At 66.5% G+C, this 24,259-nt stretch carries 17 protein-coding genes; 13 read left to right on the top strand and 4 right to left on the bottom strand.

Annotated features, from left to right (window positions below; genetic code table 11):
• The first annotated feature begins 23 nt into the window (after nucleotides 1-23).
• The 11 genes from J2T07_RS17455 to J2T07_RS17405 all read left to right on the top strand — a co-directional run bounded on the left by J2T07_RS17455 (nucleotide 24) and on the right by J2T07_RS17405 (nucleotide 8,851).
• Nucleotides 24-899, top strand: coding sequence for a MinD/ParA family ATP-binding protein (locus J2T07_RS17455; protein ID WP_306851670.1), 876 nt, complete (start codon nucleotides 24-26; stop codon nucleotides 897-899).
• On the top strand, nucleotides 896-1,627 hold the full coding sequence (locus J2T07_RS17450; protein ID WP_306851669.1) for an RNA polymerase sigma factor FliA: 732 nt from the start codon (nucleotides 896-898) through the stop codon (nucleotides 1,625-1,627). The genes J2T07_RS17455 and J2T07_RS17450 overlap by 4 nt, the downstream gene beginning before the upstream one ends.
• A 31-nt stretch (nucleotides 1,628-1,658) precedes the next feature.
• Nucleotides 1,659-2,060 (top strand): chemotaxis response regulator CheY, encoded by a 402-nt coding sequence (gene cheY / locus J2T07_RS17445; protein WP_306851668.1) that lies wholly within the window; start codon nucleotides 1,659-1,661, stop codon nucleotides 2,058-2,060.
• A gap of 9 nt (nucleotides 2,061-2,069) precedes the next feature.
• The gene (locus J2T07_RS17440) at nucleotides 2,070-2,711 is read left to right on the top strand and encodes a protein phosphatase CheZ (RefSeq protein WP_306851666.1); all 642 of its coding nucleotides are present in this window, start codon (nucleotides 2,070-2,072) and stop codon (nucleotides 2,709-2,711) included.
• Between the two features lie 7 nt (nucleotides 2,712-2,718).
• Nucleotides 2,719-4,830 (top strand): chemotaxis protein CheA, encoded by a 2,112-nt coding sequence (locus tag J2T07_RS17435; RefSeq protein WP_306851664.1) that lies wholly within the window; start codon nucleotides 2,719-2,721, stop codon nucleotides 4,828-4,830.
• A gap of 1 nt (nucleotide 4,831) precedes the next feature.
• Nucleotides 4,832-5,572 carry a flagellar motor protein gene (locus J2T07_RS17430; protein ID WP_306851662.1) on the top strand — a complete coding sequence of 247 codons (741 nt, stop codon included), beginning with the start codon at nucleotides 4,832-4,834 and terminating at the stop codon, nucleotides 5,570-5,572.
• The gene (motD, locus tag J2T07_RS17425; RefSeq protein ID WP_306851660.1) at nucleotides 5,569-6,483 is read left to right on the top strand and encodes a flagellar motor protein MotD; all 915 of its coding nucleotides are present in this window, start codon (nucleotides 5,569-5,571) and stop codon (nucleotides 6,481-6,483) included. The genes J2T07_RS17430 and motD overlap by 4 nt, the downstream gene beginning before the upstream one ends.
• A complete protein-coding gene (locus J2T07_RS17420) occupies nucleotides 6,480-7,271 on the top strand; it encodes a ParA family protein (RefSeq protein ID WP_306851658.1) in 792 nt (263 codons plus the stop codon). Before motD ends, J2T07_RS17420 begins: the two co-directional genes overlap by 4 nt.
• Nucleotides 7,268-7,843 carry a chemotaxis protein CheW gene (locus J2T07_RS17415; RefSeq protein WP_306851656.1) on the top strand — a complete coding sequence of 192 codons (576 nt, stop codon included), beginning with the start codon at nucleotides 7,268-7,270 and terminating at the stop codon, nucleotides 7,841-7,843. The genes J2T07_RS17420 and J2T07_RS17415 overlap by 4 nt, the downstream gene beginning before the upstream one ends.
• Complete coding sequence (locus tag J2T07_RS17410; protein ID WP_306851654.1) at nucleotides 7,840-8,289, top strand: chemotaxis protein CheW; 450 nt, start codon at nucleotides 7,840-7,842, stop codon at nucleotides 8,287-8,289. Before J2T07_RS17415 ends, J2T07_RS17410 begins: the two co-directional genes overlap by 4 nt.
• A 142-nt stretch (nucleotides 8,290-8,431) precedes the next feature.
• Nucleotides 8,432-8,851, top strand: a complete 420-nt coding sequence (locus tag J2T07_RS17405) for a DUF2802 domain-containing protein (RefSeq protein WP_306851652.1) — start codon at nucleotides 8,432-8,434, stop codon at nucleotides 8,849-8,851.
• 26 nt (nucleotides 8,852-8,877) lie between these two features.
• On the opposite strand, the gene J2T07_RS17400 is transcribed toward J2T07_RS17405, so the two are convergent.
• The 4 genes from J2T07_RS17400 to J2T07_RS17385 form a co-directional block, all read right to left on the bottom strand.
• Nucleotides 8,878-12,627, bottom strand: a complete 3,750-nt coding sequence (locus tag J2T07_RS17400; RefSeq protein WP_306851650.1) for a translocation/assembly module TamB domain-containing protein — start codon at nucleotides 12,625-12,627, stop codon at nucleotides 8,878-8,880.
• 11 nt (nucleotides 12,628-12,638) lie between these two features.
• Nucleotides 12,639-14,405, bottom strand: coding sequence for an autotransporter assembly complex protein TamA (locus tag J2T07_RS17395; protein ID WP_306851648.1), 1,767 nt, complete (start codon nucleotides 14,403-14,405; stop codon nucleotides 12,639-12,641).
• Between the two features lie 145 nt (nucleotides 14,406-14,550).
• Nucleotides 14,551-17,151: a glycosyltransferase gene (locus tag J2T07_RS17390; protein WP_430539375.1), complete on the bottom strand. Its 2,601-nt coding sequence runs from the start codon at nucleotides 17,149-17,151 to the stop codon at nucleotides 14,551-14,553.
• 269 nt (nucleotides 17,152-17,420) lie between these two features.
• Nucleotides 17,421-17,888, bottom strand: coding sequence for a Dps family protein (locus J2T07_RS17385; RefSeq protein ID WP_306851646.1), 468 nt, complete (start codon nucleotides 17,886-17,888; stop codon nucleotides 17,421-17,423).
• A 118-nt stretch (nucleotides 17,889-18,006) separates the two neighbouring features.
• Here J2T07_RS17385 and hrpA point away from each other — a divergent pair, with 118 nt between their 5' ends.
• Nucleotides 18,007-22,044 (top strand): ATP-dependent RNA helicase HrpA, encoded by a 4,038-nt coding sequence (gene hrpA / locus J2T07_RS17380; protein WP_306851644.1) that lies wholly within the window; start codon nucleotides 18,007-18,009, stop codon nucleotides 22,042-22,044.
• Between the two features lie 19 nt (nucleotides 22,045-22,063).
• Nucleotides 22,064-24,169 carry a RelA/SpoT family protein gene (locus J2T07_RS17375; protein ID WP_306851642.1) on the top strand — a complete coding sequence of 702 codons (2,106 nt, stop codon included), beginning with the start codon at nucleotides 22,064-22,066 and terminating at the stop codon, nucleotides 24,167-24,169.
• Nucleotides 24,170-24,259 lie beyond the last annotated feature (90 nt).

Below are 24,259 nucleotides of genomic sequence, written 5' to 3'. Positions count from 1 at the left end.
CACTTACGGCAGTGACTTCCTTCATGAGCACACACGTCGATTCCACTCAGGCCGCCGGACTCAACTGGCTCGCCGATCGCCGCCCCACCCGGAGCATCGCCGTCGCGGGCGGGAAGGGTGGCGTGGGCAAGACCACGGTGGCGGTCAATCTCGGCATGGCGCTCGCGATGGGCGGCCGTGACGTCGTCCTCCTCGACGCCGACCTCGCCATGGCGAACATCGACGTCCTTCTCGGCCTCCAGCCGACCCGGCACCTCGGCCACATGCTGGAGGGCGAGTGCGGCATCGAGGACCTGATCCTCCAGGCCGCCCACGGCCTCAAGGTGATCCCCGCCACCTCCGGCACGCGCCGGATGGCGCAGCTGCCGAACATCGAGCACGCGGCCGTGATCCGCGCCTTCGACGAATATCCGTTGCCGCCGGAATACCTGATCGTCGATACGGCCGCCGGGATCTCGGACAGCGTGTCGATGTTCGCCGCCGCCTCGGACGAGGTCGTGGTCGTGGTCTGCGACGAGCCGGCCTCGCTGACCGACGCCTACGCGTTGATCAAGGTCATGAGCCGCGAGTTCGCGGTAAACCGTTTTCGTATCGTCGCCAACATGGTCCGGCATGCCCAGGAGGGCCGCCAGCTGTTCGAGAAGCTGTCACGGGTGACGAACCGCTTCCTCGACGTGTCCCTGGACTTCATGGGCATGGTTCCGCACGACGAGTACCTGCGCCAGGCCATCCGCCGCCAGTCGGCGGTGGTCGATGCCTGGCCGAGCAGCCGGTCGGCGGTCGGATTCAAGAATCTGGCCAGGTCGGTCGATACATGGGGTGAGCCCGAACCCCGGGCACAGGGACGCATCGGCTTTTTCGCCGAACGGTCCCATCTGGGGGGAGGACTGCCACTGTGAGCGTCGCGACCGAATATCTCGAGATCACGCGTATCCCGGCGGATCAACTAGTCAAGAACCACGCGCCGCTGGTGCGCCGAATCGCCTATCACCTGATGGGCCGGCTCCCGCCAAGCGTGGATGCGAACGACCTCATGCAGGCCGGAATGATCGGACTGCTCGAGGCGGCAAGGAATTATTCGCCGACTCGCGCGGCCAGCTTCGAAACCTATGCGGGCATCCGCATTCGTGGCGCCATGCTGGACGAACTGCGCAAGACGGACTGGACCCCGCGCTCCGTCCACCGGAAGCTGCGCGAGGTCGCGGAGGTGACGAGGCAGATCGAGAACGAGACGGGTGGCGACGCCGAAGACGCGGAAGTGATGAAGCGGCTGGGTATCGACGCCATGGAGTACAACCAGATCCTGGCCGACGCGGCGAGTGCGCGGTTGCTGAGCCTAACGGCGCCAGAGGGCGACGAGGGCGCCGCGATCGACGTGGTCGACCCGGATGCCACGGGGCCGGACGGACTGTTCGAGCAGCAAGGCCTGCGTGACGCGCTGGCGCAGTCCATCGACGGATTGCCCGAGCGGGAGAAGCTGGTCATGTCGCTGTACTACGATGAAGAGCTCAACCTGAAGGAAATCGGTGCGGTGCTGGGGGTGAGCGAATCGCGGGTGTGCCAGATCCACGGCCAGGCCCTCATTCGACTCCGCGCACGCATGTCGGGTTGGAAAGACAAGCATTGACGAACGCGCGGTAGCAAGGCGGAGACGAGTTTTGGACAAGAACATGAAGATCCTCGTGGTGGACGATTTCTCCACCATGCGACGCATCGTGAGGAACCTCCTGGTGGAGTTGGGATTCACCAACACCCTCATCCAGGAGGCCGAGGACGGCAACGCGGCGCTGGCGCTGCTGCGCGCGCAGCCGTTCGACCTCGTCGTGACGGACTGGAACATGCCGAACATGACCGGCATCGACCTGCTCCGGGCGATCCGTGCCGACGCGGCGCTGAAGGCCATGCCGGTATTGATGGTCACGGCGGAGAACAACCGTGACCAGATCATCGCGGCGGCGCAGAGTGGCGTGAACGGCTATGTCGTCAAGCCATTCACGGCGGTCACGCTGAAGGAAAAACTCGACAAGATCTTCGAACGACTCGCCGCGGCCGCGGGCTAAGGAACGACCATGAACACCATGCTTTCCAGCGGCCACGACGTGGCCCCCGAACTGCGCGCACTGCTCGACGCCGACGACAGCGTCTCCTTCGAGCAGGCGCTCGACCAACTGCTGCGTACCCGCGAGCAACACCTGTTCATGGCGCTCGGCCACCTCGCGCGCGACCTGCACGAGTCCGCCCGCCGCCTCGCCGCCGACATTTCTCACGACGGCGTGCCGGGCAACATGAGCGATGCGCGCAAGCACCTGCGCGACGTGCTCGAAATGAGTTCGCAGGCCGCGCACCGCACGCTCGATTTCAGCGAGAAGCTGCGTCCGCAGGCGCAGGCCCTTGCCCGCCAGGCGGACGAGGTGCTGGTGCTCGAACACGCCGATCCGGCCTTCGCCACCCATGCCACCGCGCTGGCCGTGCGCGTGGGCGATTTCGCGCAGAGTTGCGATATCGGCTTCGGCGAGATGGTGGAGGCGCAGTCCTGGCAGGATCTTTCCGGCCAGCGCGTGGCCCAGGTCGAGGCCTTCATGGCCAAGGTCGAGTCCTCGCTGGTGGAACTGGTTCGCCTGACCGGTTCGCTGGCGGGCGGCGCCGCGCCGACCGCCGACAAGGTCAGCCAGGACGAAGTGGATCGCCTCCTCAGCGAGTTCGGGTTCTGAGCGCCGTATGAGCGTGGAGTTGGACAACGAGCTGCTCAACGTCTTCCTGATCGAGGCGCGGGAGTTGCTCGAGAGCCTGGGCGAACAGCTCGTGGACCTCGAGGCGTCGCCGAACGACATGGAGCTGTTGAACGCGGTCTTCCGCGCGTTCCACACCGTGAAGGGCGGCGCGGGCTTCCTTGGCCTCAATCCGATGGTCGAGCTTTGCCATCGGGGTGAAGACCTCCTCAATGAGGCCCGTAACGGCTCGATCGTGCTCAACGCAGGCTTCATGGACGCGCTGCTGGAGTCGCTCGATCTCCTCAACGACATGATGCGCGCCGCCGACGGCGGCTTGCCGATCGAGGCGGCGCCCCGTTCGTTGCTCGACCGCCTGCTGATTCCCGGCCGCGCGGTCTCCGCGCCGCCGGTGGCCTTGACCATGCCGGCCGTCGCGCCGACCGCTGCGCCCGCGCAGGCGCGGCCGTACGACCCGATCGAAGACGAATTCGAAGCGATGCTCGACGCCGCGCGCAGCGACCGCGAGCCCGCCCCCGCATCGTCGGGCACGATTTCCGACGACGAGTTCGAAGCACTGCTCGATTCACTCTATGGCACGGGTGCTCCCGGTGCCGACACGACGGCCGACGCCCCGCCGGTTTCCGATCTGGCCGCACCTGCCACCATGGGTCCTGCACCGGTCGTGGCCCAGGCAGTCGCCCCGCCCGCCGCTGGAAACGCGATCAGCGACGACGAATTCGAAGCGCTGCTCGACAGCCTCCATGGCACGGCCGCCCCTGGTGCCGCGAGTGGTCCCGCTGTGGCGGCGGGCTCGACGTCGTCCGCGCCGGTCGCGCCCATCGCCGCACCAGTCGCACCGTCCACCGCCTCGCCCGAGCTTGCTCCCGCTGCGCAAACCGCGGCGAAGCCAGCTCCGGCAGCCACCGAAAAACGCGCCGCTTCCACCGCCGACACCACGGTCCGCGTCGATACCCACCGCCTCGATGGCCTGGTCGATGCCGCGGGCGAGCTGGTGCTCGTGCGCAACCGTCTCACCAGCCTCGCCCCGCGTGGCACGAACGACCCGATGGAACGTGCCATCGGCGAACTCGAGCGCGTGGCGGAGGATCTGCAGAACGCCGTGCTGCGCATGCGCATGCAGCCGGTAGGCAAGCTGTTCTCGCGGTTTCCGCGCATCGTCCGCGACCTGGCCCGGCAACTAGGCAAGGAGATCGAGCTGGTCACCGAGGGCGAGGAAACCGATATCGACCGTACGGTGGTGGAAGCCCTGGCCGATCCGCTGGTGCACCTGCTGCGCAACGCGGTGGACCATGGCATCGAGATGCCCGATGTCCGCGCTGGCGAAGGCAAGTCCCGCGCGGGCACCGTGCGCCTGGCGGCCGGCCAGTACGGCGACCGCATCGTCATCACCGTCACCGACGATGGCAAGGGCATGGATCCCGAGGTCCTGCGTCGCAAGGCCGTGGAGAAGGGCCTGATGGACGAGGATCAGGCCGCGCGCCTCGACGAGCGCGAATGCTACGAGATCGTGTTCCGCCCGGGTTTCTCTACCGCCAGCCAGGTCTCGGACATTTCCGGCCGTGGCGTCGGCATGGACGTGGTGAAAACCAAGATCGTCGAACTCGGCGGCACGCTGTCGATCGATTCGCAGGTGGGTCATGGCAGCACCGTACGCCTGTCGGTGCCATTGACGCTGGCCATCCTGCGCGTGTTGATGGTGCGCGTGGGCAATCGTCTGCTGTCGCTACCGCTCTCCAACGTGGCCGAGGTTTTCGAACTCATTCCCGGCCAGGTCCAGGAACTCGACGGCCGTGTCGTCGCGGCGCATCGCCAGCGCGCGCTGCCACTGGTCGATCTCGGCCGCTGGGCCGGCACGGCGGGGAAGGGCGGTCATGTGGTCGTGGTGCAAATCGGCCATCAGACACTTGGTTGCCTCGTCGACGAAGTGCTGGGCCGTGAAGACGTCATGGCCAAGCCGCTCGGGCCTTTCCTGAAGGATGTTCCGGGCGTGGCGGGCGCCACGATCACCGGCGACGGGCGGATCTCGCTCGTGCTCGACCTCGCCGGACTTGCCGACGACAGCGGGCAGGTGTTGCCTACACTGAGGATGGCGGTCTGACATGGATATCGTGAGCGTCGTCGGAACGATCCTGGCCTTCGTGGTCATCATCGTTGGAACCATCCTGAAGGGCTCGAGCCTCGATGCCCTGTGGAACCCGGCCGCGTTCGTCATCGTTTTCCTCGGTACCTTCGCCGCCTTGCTGGTGCAGACACCCGGCGCCGTGTTGAAGCGCGCCTTGAGCATGTTGCCCTGGGTCTACCGTCCGCCGGACATCGAATCGGAAAACCTCGTCAGCCGCATCGTCGGCTGGAGTGAAATCTCCCGCCGCACCGGCTTACTCGGGTTGGAACCGGCGATCGAACGCGAATCCGATCCGTTCATCCGCAAGGGGCTGCAACTGTTGGTGGACGGCACCGAGCCGGACGCGATGCGCTCGGTGCTCGAAGTGGAAGTGCTGGCCCGTGAGCACACCGATATCGAGGCAGCCAAGGTATTCGAGAACGCCGGCGCCTATTCGCCGACCATGGGCATCATCGGCGCCGTGATGGGCCTGATGTCCGTGATGCAGAACCTCGCCGAGCCGAGCAAGCTGGGCCATGGCATCGCCGCGGCCTTCGTCGCGACGATCTACGGCATCGGCCTGGCCAACCTGCTGGCGCTGCCGATGGCATCGCGCCTGAAGGGCCTGGCCCGCCGCCGCTCGCAGATGCGCGAGATCCTGGTGGAAGGCCTCGTCTCGATCGCCCAGGGCGACAACCCGCGGCACATCGAAAGCAAGCTGCAGGGGTTCCTGTCGTGAAGCGGCGGCATCACGAGGAGCACATCAATCACGAACGCTGGGCGATACCGTACGGCGACCTGATCACCTTGCTGCTCGCGCTGTTCGTGGTGATGTACGCCGTCTCCGCTGTGAACGAGACCAAGTTCCGGGTGATGGCGCAGTCGATCAACGAAGCATTCAATGGTACCGGCAAGGTCATCGAGCCGATTCGCGAAGCCACGCCCGCCGCGCAGGTGCCATTGCCGAACCAGTCGCGCGCACCCGCGGCCGCGCCGATCGCCAAGATCGACGTGCCCATCCCGCCACGCAACCTGCCACTTCCCGGCCACGAGGGAGCGGCGCCGGAACGCCAGGAAGCGGCGGCGAGCGTCAACACGGCCACGGCGGCCAACACGGCCATCGGCAAGACCGAGGCCGCAAGCCTCAGTCAGATCGCCGATGAAGTGCAGCGTGCCATGAAGCCGCTGATCGACAAGAACATGGTCAGCGTACGCAAGACCCCGGACTGGCTCGAGATCGAAGTACGCACGGACATCCTGTTCCCTGTCGGCGTGGCGAAGTTGCAGGCTCCCGCGGAGGATGTGCTGCGCAAGCTCGCCGGCATCCTCTCGCCTTTCCCGAACGCCATGCGCGTGGAAGGCTATACGGACAACACCCCGATCGCGACGGCCACGTTTCCCTCCAACTGGGAGCTGTCGGCCGCCCGCGCGGCCACCGTGGCGCGCCTGCTCACCACGACCGGCGTCGACCCGCATCGTGTCGGCATCATCGGCTGGGGCGAATTCCGTCCCACGGCCGACAACGCGACGGATGAGGGGCGCAATCGCAATCGCCGCGTACTTATCGTGGTGATGAGCGACAAGGCCGCGCCGGCACGCTTCTATAGCGACGCAGACCGTGTCGACCTCTCCGCCGCGGGAGCCCGATGATGCGCGTCTGGGCCATATCCAACCAGAAAGGCGGTGTCGGCAAGACGACCACCACCGTCGCGTTGGGCAGCCTGATGGCTGAATCCGGCAAGCGCACGCTGCTGATCGACATGGACCCGCATGCATCGCTGTCGGGATACATCGGCGTCGAGAGCGCGGCACACGGCAGCGTGTACGATCTCTTCGGCATCGGTGGCAATCCACTCCCTGTACGCACGCTGGTGCATGCGACACAGTGGGATCGTCTCAGCGTATTGCCCGCGTCGGCCGCGATGATCACCCTCGACCGGCAGATCGGCACGCGTCCCGGCATGGGCCTGGTCCTCACCCACGCACTGGCCGAGCTCGCCCCTGATTTCGACCACGTACTGCTCGATTGCCCGCCGACACTCGGCGTGTTGATGGTCAACGCGTTGGCGGCCAGCGATCGCCTGCTCGTGCCGACACAGACCGAGGCACTGGCGCTCGCCGGCCTGGAGCGCATGCTGCGCAGCCTGTCGATGATCGAGCGCTCGCGTGGGAAGCCCATGTTGCGCACGATCGTGCCGACACTGTACGACGCGCGCACGCATGCCTCACGCGCTTGCCTTGCACAGTTGCGCGAGCAGTACGGCGACGCCGTGAGCGAGGCCGTGATTCCGACCGACACGCAGATTCGCGAGGCCAGCGCAGCCGGCGTCCCGCTGGCGTCGTGGCCGGCGGCACGGCGTGGCGGGCTGGCCTACCGCCGGTTGCTCGACGAGTTGCTGGCGCTGCCGGTGTCGTCGATGACGGGTGCCGCGGCATGATCCGGGCCATGCAGGAAGCGGAGCAGATCGTCGCGGACTATCTCGCGGACCTGCTGACACCCGCGCCCACCAGCGCGGAGGCGCCGGCGGGCGCAGTCCAGGTCGTGGCTTTCGAGCCCTGGCGCACCATGCCTGCCTCCGAGGCGGCGCGTGCGCGCGATCTTCGCTACCTGCTGTGCGTGGCCGCTGGCGTGAGGCTGGCCGTGCCCATGGCCGATGTCACCCACGTGCTGCCGATGCCCCCGCTGACTCCCCCGAATACGAGCAACCCAATCTGCCTCGGCCGCTGGCGCCACCCCAGCGGCGAGGCGCGCGTGGCCGATCTTGCCGCGATCCTCTCGCCCGACATGGCCGGCGCGACGACCACTACCCTGGTCATCCTGCGTGACCGTACCTGGGCACTCGCTTGCGTGGTCGACGAGGAGCCGGTCGAGCTTCAGGCGGAGGCGATCCAATGGCGCACGGGCGCCGCGACACGTCCGTGGCTGGCCGGCATGTCGCTTGAACCCAAATGTGGCGTGGTAGGCACCACGGCACTGATCGAATGGCTGGAAAAGGAACTGGGCACATGACCGATACCCCCCGCGACGGGCGAGGCGCCTGGCTCGGCTTTTCATTGAAGGGTCAGCGCTACGCGCTATCGCTCACCAGCGTGCGCGAAGTGATCCGCCCCGGCGACATCACGCCGGTGCCCGGCGCTCCGGACGATGTCCTGGGAATCGTCAACCTGCGCGGGCAGATCGTTCCCGTACTGGATGGCCGCCGCCGCTTCGGCCTCGACGGCGTCGCCAGCGCCGACGAGGAAGATGCGCAGCGTGTCATCGTCTTCGACGACGGCGGCACGGTGGTGGGCATGCGCATCGACGTCATCGGCGACATGCTCACCTTCAACCCCGACGAGGTCGACCCTCCGCCCCCTGGCCGTGCCGAACGCCGCGACGATCCCGTCAGCGGCGTGATCACCCGCGAGGACGGATTCATCGCCCTGGTCGACGTGCAGAAGCTCTGCCGCGCCTGAACTCCTGGCGTCGGACGGGCAACCGGGAGGAACCCGAAGACATGTGGGAACCGCTTCAGCCGCGATCCCGCGCCACGGGCGCGCTTGCCGCGACCATCCATCGCCGCTACCGTGTAGCGCGAATCCACGGAGTCCCGCCCGCATGAACGCCGCCATCGGATACGTGCTGATCGCCTTGGCCATCCTCAACCTGGCTGGCCTCCTGTTCCTGTTTCGCCGTTTCGGTGCGGCGCCGAAGGCACCGAAGCAGCAGGTTTCCGTCCCCGTCACCGAGGTAACGCAGCCTTCACCGGCTGCATCGTCCGAGCCGGCCATCCCGAGCGAAGCGCTTGCCAGCATGCTCCGTCGCCTCGAAAACCGGCTGGGTGACATCGAGGACCAGGTCCGCCGTGGCCCGACGGTGACGATGCCGAACGAGCCGGGCGGCAACACGGATCGCGCGCTTGCGTTGGCGCAGCGACTCGCCCGCCAAGGGGCATCGGCCAAGGACATCGCGGAGACCTGCGGTATTTCGCTTGCCGAAGCGGAGCTGCTCCACCGACTGCACGCCGCTCGCGGATGACGCATTAGCCGCTGCCATGCCGCTGCCTACCTCTCCAACCGGTAATTGAAGCTCGCCCGGCTGAAATCCGTGGCGTTCTGCGCTTCGAAGTTCCATTTGCGGCTGAACAGATAGCGCAGCGTGATGACCTGGCCGGGATCGAACAGCCCGACGCCATAGCTGAGGTACAGGCGCGGCGACAGGTACTTGCCGACGGTGAAGGCGGAGGTGCCACCGAGGGCGTCGTTGTTGCTGACGCCGATGTCGTCGATACCGATCTTCGAGCCCACGCTCTTCGCCAGCAGGTCGCCTGCCGCCGAGCCGAGGGCCTGGGCCGCGGCGCCGACCATGTTGCCTTCGCCACCCTTCACCTGCGACAGCGGCTTGCCAGTGACGAGGTAGGAGAGGGCGTCGGACTGTTCCATCACCGGATTCGAGAAGACGGTGAGAATGGGGCGGCGCGCCGTACCGGAAACGTAGAGACCCACTTTCTGGCCTTCGTCGACGGTGGCGTTGGGATTCAACGTACGTGCGGCACGGATGTTCAGGCCGGGGTTGTCGATCGGCGTGCTGGCGAACAGCAGCTGGCCCTGTTCGATACGCAGATCCTGCCCGTAGGCCTTGTAGGTACCGTCCACGCCGATCTGGCCCTGGCCCGTCGTGGCACGCCCGGGGCGTTCGCGAACATCGAGCTGGCCGGTGATACGGCCATCGATGCCGAAGCCGACGAGGTGTACCTTGTTGCCGAGGTCGACGCGGATGTCGGCTGTAATCGGTGCCGATTCCTCCGCCGCTTCGCGCTGCTTGTCATCGATCACGACGATGTCGGGCGAGGCCTTGGTCGCGCCAGCGCCAGGCAGCCGTTCGACATCGACGTCGGCCATGTCGACGTTGAGCTTGCCGCTGACAGTCATGCCCTTGGCGTCCTGCACGATCGTCAGGGCGGGTGAGATGACGGCCTTCGCGGCCGGAATATCCACGGCGGTGAACTTCGATCCCTCGATGCCGAGGCGCATCTGTGCGCCGGTGCCGAGGGTCGCGTTGCCCTTGATCGACAATGTGCCGTCTCCGGAGCGGATCGTGCCTTCGACGAGGTAGTTCTTCGCATCGGTGGTGTCGATGCTGATCCGTCCGTCCTTGAGCTTGAGTCCCGCGCTGGGCACTTCCGCGGCGAATCCGCCGACGATGGCCTGGCCGGTGATGGCGGGCGCGGCGACGGTGCCGCCAAGATTGAAGTTGGCGTCGAGGGCGCCTTTCACGTCGGCGAGCTCGGCGGTGAACAGCTCGATGACAGAGAGGTCCTTCAGATGCAAGGCGACCGTGCCGCCGAGTGCCTGCTGCGCCCCGCTGAGCGATACGTTGCCGTCGAGCGATCCACCACCGTTCAACGAGGCATGCAAGGTCACACGCTGGTTGTCGGGCGCGAGCTGGGCGTTGGCGGAAAGGTTGTCGTAGACGAGCAGTGGACGGTCGCTTCGATCGGCATAGGCCACCGAACCATGGGCGGACGTGACGTTCGCCTGGCCCGATAGTGCTCCACCCGCCGTGCGCCGGATGTTGCCGTCGCCTTCGATGATGCCCTCGGCGCGCATGGGGCTGTTCGAAGCCTCGGCCACCGTCATCAACAACGCGAGGGGCACGCGACGCAGGCGATAGCTCGCATCGAGGTTGCCGCCCTTGTCCTGTTTGGCTGCGACACAGAGAAGGGGATCACCGGCCGTGAGGCAGAGGTCGCTCACGCTCGCCGCGCCGTCCTTCCAAGCTATCGCGCTGGGGTTTTGCAGGTGCCAGGGCGGCAACCCCTGGTAGTCGATGTTCAACGTGGACAGCGTGCCGTTCCATCCGCCGTCCTTCAGCGATCCGGAGAGCAGCAGGCTGGCGGCGAGCGGCCGGCCCTTCGCGTCGACGCTGAGCTGGTGGCGATCCTGGCTGCCCTGGGCGGCGACATCGACGCGGCTGAAGACCAGCCCTCCGCTGACCAAGCCCGTGCCGACGACGTCGAGCTTGCCGCCCGGTGTACTGATATCCGGGATATCCGCGTCGACGGAAATCGCCTCGATCTTCTGGTCGGCGTAGACGATGGTGCTGCCGTGCAACTTCGCCTTCACCGCCAGCTTCGGCAGGTTGCCCTTGGCCGAGATGTCACCGGCGACCCGACCACCCGCATCGGGCAACCAGTCACCCAGCGAGGCGATGGCGAGCTTCAGCGTGGCGTCGTTGGCGGTGTCGCCCTTGGCGTCCAGGCGGATGGTGCTGCCGCCGGATGCGAGATCGAGGTTGCCGTTGACCACCTCGCCGGGCTTCAGCGTCAGCGTGCCACTGCCTCGCAGTGGGCGCTTGCGGAGCGTGCCGTCGAGCTTGCGCAGTTCGAGCGAGCCCAGCGGCTTGTCGTTATCGAGACGCCCTTCGGTCGAGAGATCGAGATCCAGGGCGCCTGGCCATTCAGCGAGGATCTGCCCCGGATCGAAGCGATCGCCCTTGATGTCGAGCTTCCACGCCAGGGTGGGGCGCAGCGTGAGCGCGCCACTCGCGGTGAGGCTGCCGGTGCGCTGTTTCAGCTGCACGGAGCGGAGGGTCACCCGATCCGGCGTGCCGTCGACATCGAGGGTGAACTTGCCGATACGGTCGGGTGGCCCGATGTCGACATCGCCTTCCGCGTGATAAGACTCGGAGCTGCCCTTGAAGGTGAGGCGGCCGGTGCTCGCGAGATCCTGGCCGGCGACGGTGGCGGGGACGAGCACGTCCTTCCAATCGAGGGCAAGGTCCGCCGACAGCGGTTGCGCGGCGATCTCGACCGTCCCCCTGACGGAGAGCGATCCCTTGACCTGGGGCGATGCGATCGTCAGCTCGTCGAGTGTCAGGCGCTTGTACTCGTGGTCGAACGCCGCCTTGATCGGCGCGAGCCGCACCCGGTAATCGCCGAGGTCGACGTCGCCGACAAACCGGGCGCCGTACCGGTCGCCCGTTCCTTGTAGCGCCAGACCGAGCGATGCCAGGCTGTCGTCGCCGAGGAGCGGCTTGGGGTCGAAGCGCGGCGCGTCGATCTTCGCCGTCCAGGCGTAATCGCCGCCTTGCACCAGGTTGGCATCGACCTCGGCCACGAAAGGCAACCGCAGTTTCACGATCGCGTGGGCTTTTGCGCCATCGCTATGCGCCTCGATCTCCCCCGCATAGTCCACGTCGCCGACCTTCCATGCGAAGGAGGCCTTCCCATCGCCCTTGTAACCGTCGCCGACGGCGAGCGTGCCGCCCAGGTCGGCCTGGCCATCGGGCGCGCGCAAGGCGAGGGACTTCAGCGCGATGCCGTTGGCGGTCCACGAACCGGCGAGATCGAGTGAGTTGGACTCGAACAAGGGCTTGCCTTCCTGCGTGACACGCACGTGGCCGACCTTCACCTTGTCCAGCACGATATCCAGTGGCGGCTTCAGGGAGAACGGCTCCGACGGCGTATCCGGTTCCGGCTCCGCGGGGCCGAGCACGACATCGATACCGTCGGCGCGCAATTCGTGGACATGGGCGCGCTTGCGCAGCAAGGCGCCGAAGGAAAAGTCCAGATGTGCCGCGGCGACGCGAACGTCCATGCCCTTGCCGTCGCGATAGCGAAGCCCGGAGATATCCAGCGGCCCGGCGAGCCGGCCTTCGGCCTTCTCCACCGTGAGCGCGTTACCGGTGAAGGCCTGGGCACGGGCGAGTGCGAAGCGAAGCCCCGATGCACTGCCGACCAGCCACCATACGCCGAGCAGGACGACCACGAGCAGGACGCCCAGCGCGCCGCCGATGCGGATCAACCATTTCATGCCGGTGCTCCTCACAGGTCGGGCCCGATGACGACATGCAGGTGAATGCCGTGCTCGTTCTTGTCGCCGACGGGGACGGCGATATCGGCGCGTATCATCCCGACGGGCGACAACCAGCGTACGCCAAGGCCTGCGCCGACGCGCGGGCTGTAGTCGGTTCCTGTGAACGCGTTGCCCGCGTCGATGAAGGCGGCCATGCCCCAGTTGCGCGTGAAGTAGTGTTCGACCTCGCTGCTGCCGACCAGCAGGCCCTCGCCGCCGATCACGCGGTCGTAGGCGTTGCGCGGGCCGATGCTCTGGTAGTCGTAGCCGCGCACGGAGCGGTCGCCACCGGCGAAGAAGCGCAGCTGCGGGGGCAGGTCGCTGAAGTTGTTCGTCCACAGCTTGCCGGCGCTGCCGCGAAGGATCAGGCGGTTGCTGCCCCAGAACGACTGGATCCATTTCACGTCGCCGATCACCTGGGAGAAGCTGGCATCGGACAGGAGCGGTCCCGCGGTACTGCGTGCGGTGAGCGTGAGGGACCAGCCGCTGCGGACAAAGGTGGGGTTGTCGCCTCTCTTCCGGCTGAGCGTGATCTCGGGATACAGGAGGGTGCTGCGGCCGCGCTCGAGGCCCTCGGCGTTGTCGCCCTCACCGCCGCGCTTGCCGACGGTGAACGTGCCCGACAATGCATTGATGCCGATGGTGCGCTGCCAGCCATGCCACAGGCGGGTTTCGTTCGCGACCAGTTGCAGCGTGCGCGACTGCGAGGTGACAGTATCGGCATCGCGGAAGTTGGCGCCGAAGTTGAAGCTGCGCTGGTTGGGGCCGGGCATCGGGATCTGGTACAGCGTGGAAAGCGTCTTCAGGCGTTGTGCGAGCACCAGCTCGTTCTTCCACTTGTGTCCGCGGTCGTTGATCCAGCGCTTCTCGATGCCACCGCGCAGCCCTGCGCCCGTGTCGGTACCGAAGAAGGGGCCTCCCGTGTAGATCGTCCGTTTGGCCGGCGCCAGTTCCACGGCAATGTCGATCGTGCCGTCCTTCGCGTTGTCGGTATCGGGTATGACGTTGACCACGGCGAAGTAGTCGGCGCCGTTCAACGCCTGCTGCAGTTCGAGCAGCTGGTTTTGCGAGAAGTAGTCACCGCTCTTGAAGGGCACGTAGCGGTCGAGGAAGCCTTCGCGGAATTGCGAGTTCTTGAACGCGATGTGGCCGTAGCGATAACGCCGGCCCGCGTCCCACTTGAGGTTCACCGCGGCCGAATGTTCGGCGCGGTTCACTTCCACCCTACGGGTGACCAGGCGTGCGTCGAGGAAGCCGGTGGCGGTGAGTGCGCCGCTGACCGTATCGCGTGCGCCGTCATAGGTGCCATCGTTGAGCGGCGTGCCCTTCAGGTTTTCCACCCCGCGCAGGGCGCGGCGGATGGCCGGTATCTTTGCCACGTCCGGGTCGACCTCGACGTTTACCGCGGTGACCTGCACGGGCGTGCCGGTCACCACATGCAAGGTCACCTGCCAGTCGTTGCCGATTTGCTTCAGATCGCCGGTGGCCGTGGCTTCGTAGTAGCCGTAGGGCCGCAGGGCCGCCTGGACTTCGTCAGGTGCTTTTTCGTAGAGCCGGCGCACTTGCGCCGCGGTGACGTCGCGCTTGGCGTACTGGCTCAACTCGACGCCGGCGACGATCGCGCCCCTGAGGTTCTCGTCGACTCCGTCGACATGGAGCACGATGCCGGCATGGGCGATCGAGGGCATGAGGAACCACGGCAGAAGCAGCAGTCCATGGCGTCTGGTAAGGCGCATGAGCGTCCCGTTCCGGTCGTGATCCAAGGCCGTGTGACACGGCCGCTAGCGGGGATGCGTCCAGCACCCCCTGACGTCAGGTCTTGGCGTAACTTACCTCGCGAGGCGTGCAACGTCGATATGCAAACGTGAACGACGGCCCGGCTCAACCTGCTTCGTCGCCCGCGCGATGCGCGATCCACGCACCCGCCAGTGCCGATACGTAAGGAATGGACTGTGCGCCGAGGATGAACATCCACAGGACGCTTTCGACATAGCTGGTGCCGTAATGCAAGCCCATGCCGATCACCGCCAGTAGAAGGGCAATGGCCATGAGGCCTTCCTCACGTACCGGTGCGAAGGCCGCGAAGCTGCTGCCGCCCATGCGCCGGCTCTTCGCGGTAACGACGAAGGCCGTCTTTTCGCGCGTGAGGCCGTGCAGGATGCCGCGGGCGATGGCATGCGACAGGCCCATGCTGGCCACCGAGGCCATCAGGGTGTCGTACCAGCCGCATGGCACGCGCGCACGATACAGCACGATACCGAAGATGGCTTTCGCGAAGAAGAAACCGATCACGGGGATCAGGAACAGCTGCATCGGCAGATTGAAGTATTCGGGCGCGTAGATCATGCCCGCGGTCCAGAGCAGGCCCATCATCGTGAAGACGAAGTGCAGGGCATCGGCGAACCAGCTGAACCAGCCGGTGAGGAAATGGAAGCGCTGGCCGGCCGAGAGCGGGCCCTTCCGGGTCATCCAGCTCCAGCGGCCCTTGAGGATCTGCATGGCGCCGAAGGCCCAGCGATAGCGCTGGCTCTTGTATGCCTTGAAGTCGGCCGGAGTGAGGCCCTTGCCCATCAGTTCGTCGACGTAGACCAGTTCGTAGCCCGCATGCATCAGGCGCAGGCCGAGCTCGGCATCCTCGCAGATGGTCCACTCGGACCATCCACCGGTGCCTTCCAGCGCGGAGCGGCGGACCATCGTCATGGTGCCATGCTGGATGATCGCGTTGCGCTCGTTGCGATGGTGCATGCCGATACGGAAGAAGCCGTCGTATTCCCAGGCCGTCATCCGGCGGAAACGGTTCTTCTCGAAGTCGCGGTGCGCCTGTGGGCACTGCACCACGGCCACCTTCGAATCGTGGAAGTAGCCGGTGAGGGAAGCCAGCCAGTCCTCGCGCACGACATAGTCGGCGTCGATCACGGCCACCACCTCGGCACGCTCGTCCGTGGCGGTGAGGCCGAAGTTCAGCGCGCCCGCCTTGTATCCCGGCCATGGCTCCAGGTGGAAGAAGCGGAACCTGGGCCCCAGCTTCTTGCAGTATTCCTCGACCGGCTGCCATACGGCAGGATCCTTGGTGTTGTTGTCGAGGACGAGGACTTCGAAATTCTCGTAGTTCAGCGCAGCCAGCGAATCGAGCGTGATCTGGACCATCTCCGGTGGCTCGTTGTGGCAAGCCAGGTGGATGGAGACGAACGGCTGCTTCTCCACCGGATCGTGCGGCAGCATGCCGGCGTGACGCACCCAGCTGCGCCGCCATAGCACTTCGGTGAATTCGAAGCCGTTGATCAGCAGGATGCCCAGGATCGCGATCTGCGCGGGGAACAGCAGGATCAGCATCGCCCAGTCGAACGGGCTGAGGTAGAAATTGAAGGGTAGGGTCGCCGACCAGACGATCAGGCCGCAGGCGAGCTGGATCAGCGCCATGAAGAACAGGCGGCCCATCAGCTTGAAGCGGTTGAAGCGGATGCCGAACCAGAGCATCGGGAAAAATGCCAGGACGGAAGCGGCCAGCGCCTTCCACGGCCAGCCCACGTCCTCGGTGACGGGACCGGTGAAGGGGAACTTCAGCTGGCGGTCGGCGTTGAACATGCCCCAGTACGCGCCGGTGCGCCCTTCGCCGAGGTTTTCCTTCCAGGGCTGGTCGATGGCCTCGAGAACGTAATAGTCGTCGATGCCGTCGGCTTTCGCGGCGTTGAAGAAGGTACGCAGGAAGATCGCCTCGTTCGAGACGCTCGGATAGGCGTACTTGTAGCGATCGCCATTGGAAGGCCAGCCGATCTCGCCGATGACGATGTGCTTGCCCGGGAACTGCGCGCGCAGGGCCTTGTAGCTTTCAATGGAATCGGTGACGCCGGCGCGTGCCTCGATACCGTTCCAGTAGGGGAACAGGTGCACGGTGATGAAGTCGACGTGGTCGGCCAGCTCCGGGTTTTGCAGCCAGATATGGAACGGCTCGGCCACGGAAACCGGCTGGTGCACGGCGGCGCGCACGCGGTCGAGGTAGGACATCACCTGGTCGGGCTTGAGGTCGCCACGGAAGAGCACCTCGTTGCCGACGATGACCCGGGAGATGGTCTTCGGGAAGCGGTGCGCCTGCGCGATGAGGGCCTCGATCTCGCGCTCGTTGTTCTCGAGGCGGGCATCGATCAACGCGCCGGCCATCACGTCGAGGCCTTCCTTGTCCGCCAGGCGTATCACCTGGGGGTTTTCCATCATCGAGTAGGTACGGATGCGCGGCGAATAGCGCTTGATCAGGCGCAGGTCCGAATCGATTTCCGCATCGGTGGAGACGTCGCCCTTGATGGGGTTCTGGTAGCGCTGGTAGGCGGTGAACGCGAAACCGGGAATGGGACCGTGCCAGTCACTGGGACCGTTCGGCAGGTTGGCGACGAGCCACAGCCCGAAATTCAGGGCTGCCACAAGGATCGCGAGGATCAGCGCGGCAAGGATCGGGTGGCTTCGTTCGGTCGTCGTGGCAGCGCTCAAAACAATCCCCGGACCGGCTGGCCCCCGAGTGGTATCAATGAGGTAACCCGGGGAGCTTAACGAACGGTGCGTTGCGGCTCAACGCATCGTGGGTCGACCGGTCAGGCTGAACTCAGAGTAGGGGCTGTGGCGGGGGCTTGGCGCATGGGCCGGATGGCCCGGAACGATCGGAAATCCCCGGGCGGGAAGCGGCCTTGGCAGCGAACGGACCTTGCGGTGACCCCATTCGCGCGGAAGCGCGCTCCCCACCCGCCGGTGGATGCCGATGCTTACTTCAGCAGCGAGCGCAGCATCCAGGCCGTCTTCTCGTGGTCCTTCAGGCGTCCGGTGACCATGTCGGCGGTGCCTTCGTCACCCACGGCCTCGGCGGCCTTGATGGTGTCGCGGGAGGTGGCGGCGGCGATCTCGTGACCATCCACCAGCTGGGCGACCATGTCCTTCCACTCCGGCACGCCAGCCTCTTCCTTGATCGAGGTGAGCTTGGAGAACTGGCTGTAGGAGCCCGGGGCGAAGACATCGAGGATGCGGATGCGTTCCGCGACCTCGTCGGCGGCCAGCCACAGGGCGTTGTACTGGACCTCGAACATGGCGTGCAGGCTGTTGAACTGGGGGCCCGTGACGTTCCAGTGGAAGTTGTGGGTCTTCAGGTAGAGCGAATAAGTGTCCGCCAGGAGCTTTGAAAGGTGCTTGGCGACCGCTTCGCGGTCTTTCTTGGCGATACCGATATCGATGGCCATGTCGCGACTCTCCTTGGGTTCTTCGATCGTTGGAGCGGAATTTTAACGGCCCCCCAGGTGCACGTGAAATGAAAGCTTCCGATGTCGTTGATAGGCCCACGCTATCATTGGCGTTCCCATGAGCACCTCCACACGCCCCGCACGCCCTTCTTCTCCCGATCCGCGCCTGCGAGAGCTGCGCGCCGCGCTGGCGCAGGTGACCAGCCGCGACTTCGGCCGCCTGCTCGGCCGTTGGCGCGCACTGTCGCGCAAGCCCGATCCGGCCCGGGTCGAGGCGCTGGCGGCCGACATCGCGAATTCGACAGCCCGCCGGACCGCCCGGGCGGCCTCCAAGCCGCCGGTCACGGTGGATGCCTCGCTACCGATCGCCGCGCGCGCCGACGACATCGTCAAGTTGATCCGCGAGCACCAGGTGGTGGTGATCGCGGGCGAGACCGGTTCGGGCAAGACCACCCAGTTGCCGAAGCTGTGCCTCGCCGCCGGCCGCGGCGAGGCGGGGCTGATCGGTTGCACGCAGCCACGCCGCCTCGCCGCCCGTTCGGTGGCCGTGCGCGTGGCCGAGGAACTGGGCACGCCGATCGGCGACAAGGTGGGCTTCCAGGTCCGGTTCACGGAGAAGGTCTCCGACCAGGCCTTGGTCAAGTTCATGACCGACGGCATCCTGCTCGCCGAGACGCAGTCCGACCCCTGGTTGTCCGCCTACGACACCATCATCATCGACGAGGCGCACGAGCGCAGCCTCAACATCGATTTCCTGCTCGGCTACCTCAAGCGCCTCGCCGCGCGCCGGCCCGAACTGAAGATCATCGTCACCTCGGCGACGATCGACACGGAACGCTTCGCGGCGCATTTTGAGGGCGCACCGATCGTGACGGTCGAAGGACGCACGTACCCGGTCGAGGTCCGCTACCGTCCGCCGGGTGAACGCGGCGAGGGCAACATCTCGCAGCAGATCGCCGATGCGATGGACGAGATCACCCGGGAAGACCCGCGCGGAGACGTGCTCGTGTTCCTTCCCGGCGAACGCGAGATCCGCGACACGCACTTGTTGCTGTCGCGCAAGACGTATCGAGAGACCGAGGTACTCGCGCTGTACGCGAGGCTGTCGGCGAACGAGCAAGACCGGGTGTTCCGGCCGGGAACGAAGCGGCGCATCGTGCTGGCCACCAACGTGGCGGAAACCTCGCTCACGGTGCCGCGCATCCGCTATGTCGTCGATTCGGGCACGGCGCGCGTGAAGCGCTACAGCCAGCGCGGGCAGCTTGAGCGCCTGCACGTCGAACCGATCTCGCAAGCCGCGGCCAACCAGCGCAAAGGCCGCTGCGGACGTGTCGGCCCCGGCATCTGCTACCGCCTGTACGATGAGGCGGAGTTCACCCTGCGGCCCGAATACACCGATCCGGAGCTGCTGCGTTCCTCGCTCGCCAACGTCATCCTGCGCATGCTCGCGCTCGACCTGGGCGAGGTGGAGGATTTTCCGTTCCTCGACGCACCCGATCCGCGCGTCGTGGCCGATGGCTACCGTCGTCTCGCGGAGATCGGCGCCATCGACGACGGCCGCCGCCTGACCGGGGTGGGACGTACCGTGGCGCGCTTGCCGATCGACGTCCAGCTCGCTCGGATGCTGGTCGAGGCGCGGCGTCTGGGCAGCCTCGCCGAGATCACGACCATCGTGGCGTTCCTGAGCATTCAGGACCCGCGCGAACGACCGCCGGAGGCGCGTGGGCAGGCCGACGCGGCGCATGCGCAGTTCGCCGATCCAAAGTCGGACTTCGTCGGCGTGCTGAACCTGTGGAAGGGTTATCTCGACAGCGCCGAGGAACTCACCTCGTCCAAGCTGCGCGACTGGTGTTCGCGGCACTTCCTGAGTTTCATGCGCATGCGCGAATGGCGGGAACTGCATCGCCAGCTGGTGCTCGTCATCCGCGACCTCGGTTGGTCGACCGTCTCCGCGCAAGCCGAGCCCACCCCGGCGGAAGAATCCGGCTCGGTGGGAGCGGATCCTGTCCGCGATGGGGGCCGCCGCCCCGCCCGGATCGCGGACAGGGTCCGTTCCCACGAGGCTGGCAAGCCAGAAAACGGAAAACGTGCCCCCGCGTCGCCCCCCCAGGGTGACGCCTTGTTCGAAGCCGTCCACCGCAGCCTGCTCGCCGGCATGCCTACCCAGATCGGGCACAAGGACGAGAAGGGCGTGTTCCGCGGCACGCGCGAGCGGCGTTTCCAGGTCTTTCCGGGATCGGCTCTGGCCAAGGCTCCCCCGGCCTGGGTGTTCGCCGCGCAGATCATCGATATCGGTGGCCGCATCTGGGCCATGATGTGCGCGCGTATCGACCCTGCGTGGGTCGAGACGCAAGCGGCCCATCTGGTGAGGGCGACCGCGCGCAATGCCCACTGGTCGCGTAAGCGCGGCACCGTGATCGCGTATGAACAGGTCACCCTGTTCGGCCTCGTACTGGTCGAGCGCCGGCCGGTGACCTTTCACAAGCAGGATCCGCGGCTGGCCCACGAGATCTTCGTGCGCGAGGCGCTCGTACGCGCGGATATCGACAGTCGTGCCGATTTCGTCCGTGCCAACGCGCGCGTGCTGGAACAGGCCCACGACATCGAGGCGAAGCAGCGCCGCGCCGGTCTGTTGCGCGCGGACGAGGCATTGGCCGCCTTCTTCGACGGTAAATTGCCGGAGGAGATCGCCGATGCGCGGGCGCTGGACGCCTGGTATCGCAAGGCCTCGCCAGGCGAGCAGGCGGCGTTGCGCTGGACCCTCGCCGATGTGATGGACAATGGCGCCGGCCTCGATCCGAAGGCTTTTCCGGCTTCGCTCGACATCGGCCAGCATCGCTACCGTCTCGAATACCGCTTCGTGCCGGGCGATCCCGCCGACGGCGTCACGATCCAGGTGCCGTTGGCCTTCCTCAACGCCTTGCCGGCGGCACGGGGCGAATGGCTGGTGGCTGGGCTCCTGGCCGACAAGGTGGCGGAGCTCATTCGTTCCTTGCCCAAGGCGTTGCGCCGCAACTTCGTTCCCGCACCCGATTTCGCGCGTGCCTTCGCCGAGGCGGAGGGCCCTCGCGACGAGCCACTGGCCAGGGCCTTGGCGGCCTTCCTCAAGCGCACCACGGGCGTGGAGGTGGATGCCGCCGCGTTCGCCGATGCCGAACTGCCGCCCCACCTGCTCATGCGGTACCGGGTGCACGACGAGGATGGCCGCACGGTGGCCGAAGGACGCGACCTGGCCGAGATCCGTGCCCGCTGGGAAGGCAAGGCGCGCGAAGCCTTCTCGCGCAAGACCGATGTCGAGCTGACCCGCGAGGATATCGTTGCCTGGGACTTCGAGACGATCCCGAGGGAGGTCCGCTCGGAAGCGGGCCTGAAAGCTTATCCCGCGCTCGTCGACCTGGGCGAGGCCGTGGCCTTGCGCGTGTTCGAACGCGCGGACGAGGCCGCCGAGGCGCACCTGGCCGGCGTGGAGCGACTGCTCCGGCAGGCCCTCGCGCCCGAGTTCAAGCGTGCGCGGCGGCAACTGCCGATCGCCAACGCGTTATCGTTGAAGTACGCCCCCCTGGGCAGTATCGATGGCTTGCGCGAGGACCTGGTCGAGGGGGGATTCGAGGATCTCGTCGCGGACCGTCGGCTGGATGCGCGAACACAGGGGGAGTTCGAGGCCTTGCGTGTGGAGCTTGGGCGCGAGTTGTTCGGCGCGGCCATGGCGCGACAGAAGCTGGCCGAGCCGATCATCGAGGCACAGGCCGAACTCAAGCCATGGATGGACCCGCCGCTAATGGGTTTCGCGAAGGCCAGCTACGACGACCTGCGCGAACAACTGGCCGCCTTGTTGCAGCCGGGCTTCCTCCGTGAGTTGCCGCTGGCACGGCTGGGTCATTACCCGCGTTACCTCAAGGCCATGCGGTTGCGCGGCGAGCGCCTTCGCCAGGACCCGGCGCGCGACCAGTCGCGTATGCTGCAGGTGCTGCCGTACTGGCGCGCGCTGCTCAACGCGGGCGGGACCGCGTTGAACGACAGGACCTGGGACGAACTGCGCTGGTTGCTGGAGGAATGGCGGGTTTCGCTGTTCGCCCAGGAATTGAAGACGGCGGAGCCGGTGTCGGCCAAGCGACTGGCCCGCGCGCTGGAAACCGCACAGGCCGCCACACGATGAGGAACCCTGAGGACAGGCGATGAGCGACATACGCTCCCCCGAGGCGAAAGCCAACGCGATGCCGCTGACCGAGCGTGCGCGCGAAGCCTGCGCCGCGCTGCCCGCGTCGATCCGAGCCGAGGGCGAAACGGTGATCGAGTTGCTCCGCCAGTTGGGGTGCGACGACGAGACCTGCGCATCGGCGTTGTGGTTCTCGCTGCTCAAGGCCAGCCCGGACGCCGTCGGCGAAGCGGCGAAGCATTGGGCGCCGGCGCTGCGCCGCCTCGTCGATGGCCAGGGCGAAGCGGAGAAGGTCTGGGCGCTGCACGCACAACGCGGGCCGGCGAGTGGCGCCGAGGGATTGCGCCGGCTGCTCCTCGCGATCATCCGCGACCTGCGCGTCGTCTTCGTCCTGCTGGCACGCCAACTGGCGGCGATGCGCACCGCCATGGCCTTGCCCGACCACGAACGGCGCGAGCTGGCCCAGCTCACCTCGGACATCCATGCCCCGCTGGCCAACCGCCTGGGCATCTGGCAGCTGAAATGGGAGTTGGAAGACCTCGCCTTCCGCTATCTCGAACCGGATACCTACCGGCGCATCGCGCGCCTGCTCGACGAGCGCCGCGCCGACCGTGAGCACTTCATCGCGGAGAGCCTGGCGCAGTTGCGCGCGGTGTTGGAGGGTGCCGGTATCAAGGCCGACCTGGCTGGGCGCCCGAAACACATCTTCTCGATCTGGAAGAAGATGAAGAAGAAGGGGCTCGAGTTCTCGGACCTCTACGACATCCGCGCGGTGCGCATCCTGGTCGACAGCGTAGCCGATTGCTATGCCGCGCTCGGGCTCGTGCACAGCCTGTGGCCGCACCTGCCCGGCGAGTTCGACGACTACGTCGCGCGTCCGAAGGGCAACGGTTATCGCTCCCTGCATACCGCCGTGCTCGGTCCCGAGGGCAAGACGCTCGAGGTGCAGATCCGTACGCACGAGATGCACCGGGCCAACGAACTTGGCGTGGCTGCCCACTGGCGCTACAAGGAGGGCGGCAGCGCCGATTCCGAGTTCGAGGCGAAGATCGCCTGGATGCGCAAGCTGCTCGAGCCGCGGGGCGAGGACGAGGCCGAACTGGCCGCCGGATTCGAAACCGAGTTGATGGAAGATCGCGTGTATGTGCTTTCGCCCAAGGGCGAGGTCATCGACATGCCTCGTGGCGCGACGGTGCTCGATTTCGCGTACCACATCCATACCGAGGTCGGCCATCGTTGCCGCGGCGCGAAGGTCAACGGTCGCATCGTGCCCTTGACCTCCCAGCCGCGTAGTGGCGACCGGGTGGAAATCCTCACGACGAAGGTATCCGAACCGAGTCGCGACTGGCTCTCCGTGCACCACGGTTACCTCAACACCTCGCGTGCGAAGGAGAAGGTGCGGGCGTGGTTTCGCCGCGAAGCGCACGAGGCGAACATCCTGGCTGGCAAGGCGAACCTGGAAAAGGAGTTGCGCCGCCTTGCCCTGGACGATGTCGACCTGTCGAAGCTGGCGGCGCATTTCCGCCTGAAGAACGTGGAAGAACTCTACGTGACGGTGGCCCTGGGCGAGGTCACCCTCGGCCAGGTCGCGCGCTCGCTGCAGGAGCCCGTCGAGACGGAGATCACGCAGTCCGGCAACCCGGTCGCTTCCCGTGGCGCGCAGCACGATCGTGGTGCCTTGTCGATCGAGGGCGTGGGCAATTTGCTGACCACGCTGGCGCGTTGCTGCCAGCCGCTGCCGGGCGATCCCGTACGTGGTTTCATCACGCGGGGCCGTGGCGTGTCGGTGCATCGCTCCGATTGCGCCTCGCTGGCCCGGTTGGCGCGTCGCAACCCGGAGCGTGTGATCGACGTGAGCTGGGGCAGGGTCGACGTGCAGAACTACGAAGTCGACGTGGAACTGCGTGGCTACGATCGCAAGGGTTTGCAAAAGGATGTCGCCACGACGATCAACAACGTGGGGCCGCACATCGTGGCTTCCTCCAGCCGTGTGCACGTACGCACGGGCGAGGTCGAGATGCGCTTCACGCTACGCGTGAAGGATTACGAGCAACTGTCGACCTTGCTCGGCCGGTTGGGGGCGTTGGCGAACGTGACGGACGCCCGGCGGCTGGGGGGCAGGTAAGGTTTCGCGAACACCCATCGCCGACAGGGTCGGCTCCCACCGGCCCGGTAGCGCAGGCCCCGCTCGGTGGGAGCCGACCTTGTCGGCGAT

This window comes from Luteibacter jiangsuensis, assembly GCF_030812295.1.
Lineage (GTDB): Bacteria > Pseudomonadota > Gammaproteobacteria > Xanthomonadales > Rhodanobacteraceae > Luteibacter > Luteibacter jiangsuensis_A.
The sequence above is the reverse complement of the archived record's forward strand: the minus strand, read 5'-3'. Positions and strand labels throughout refer to the sequence as shown.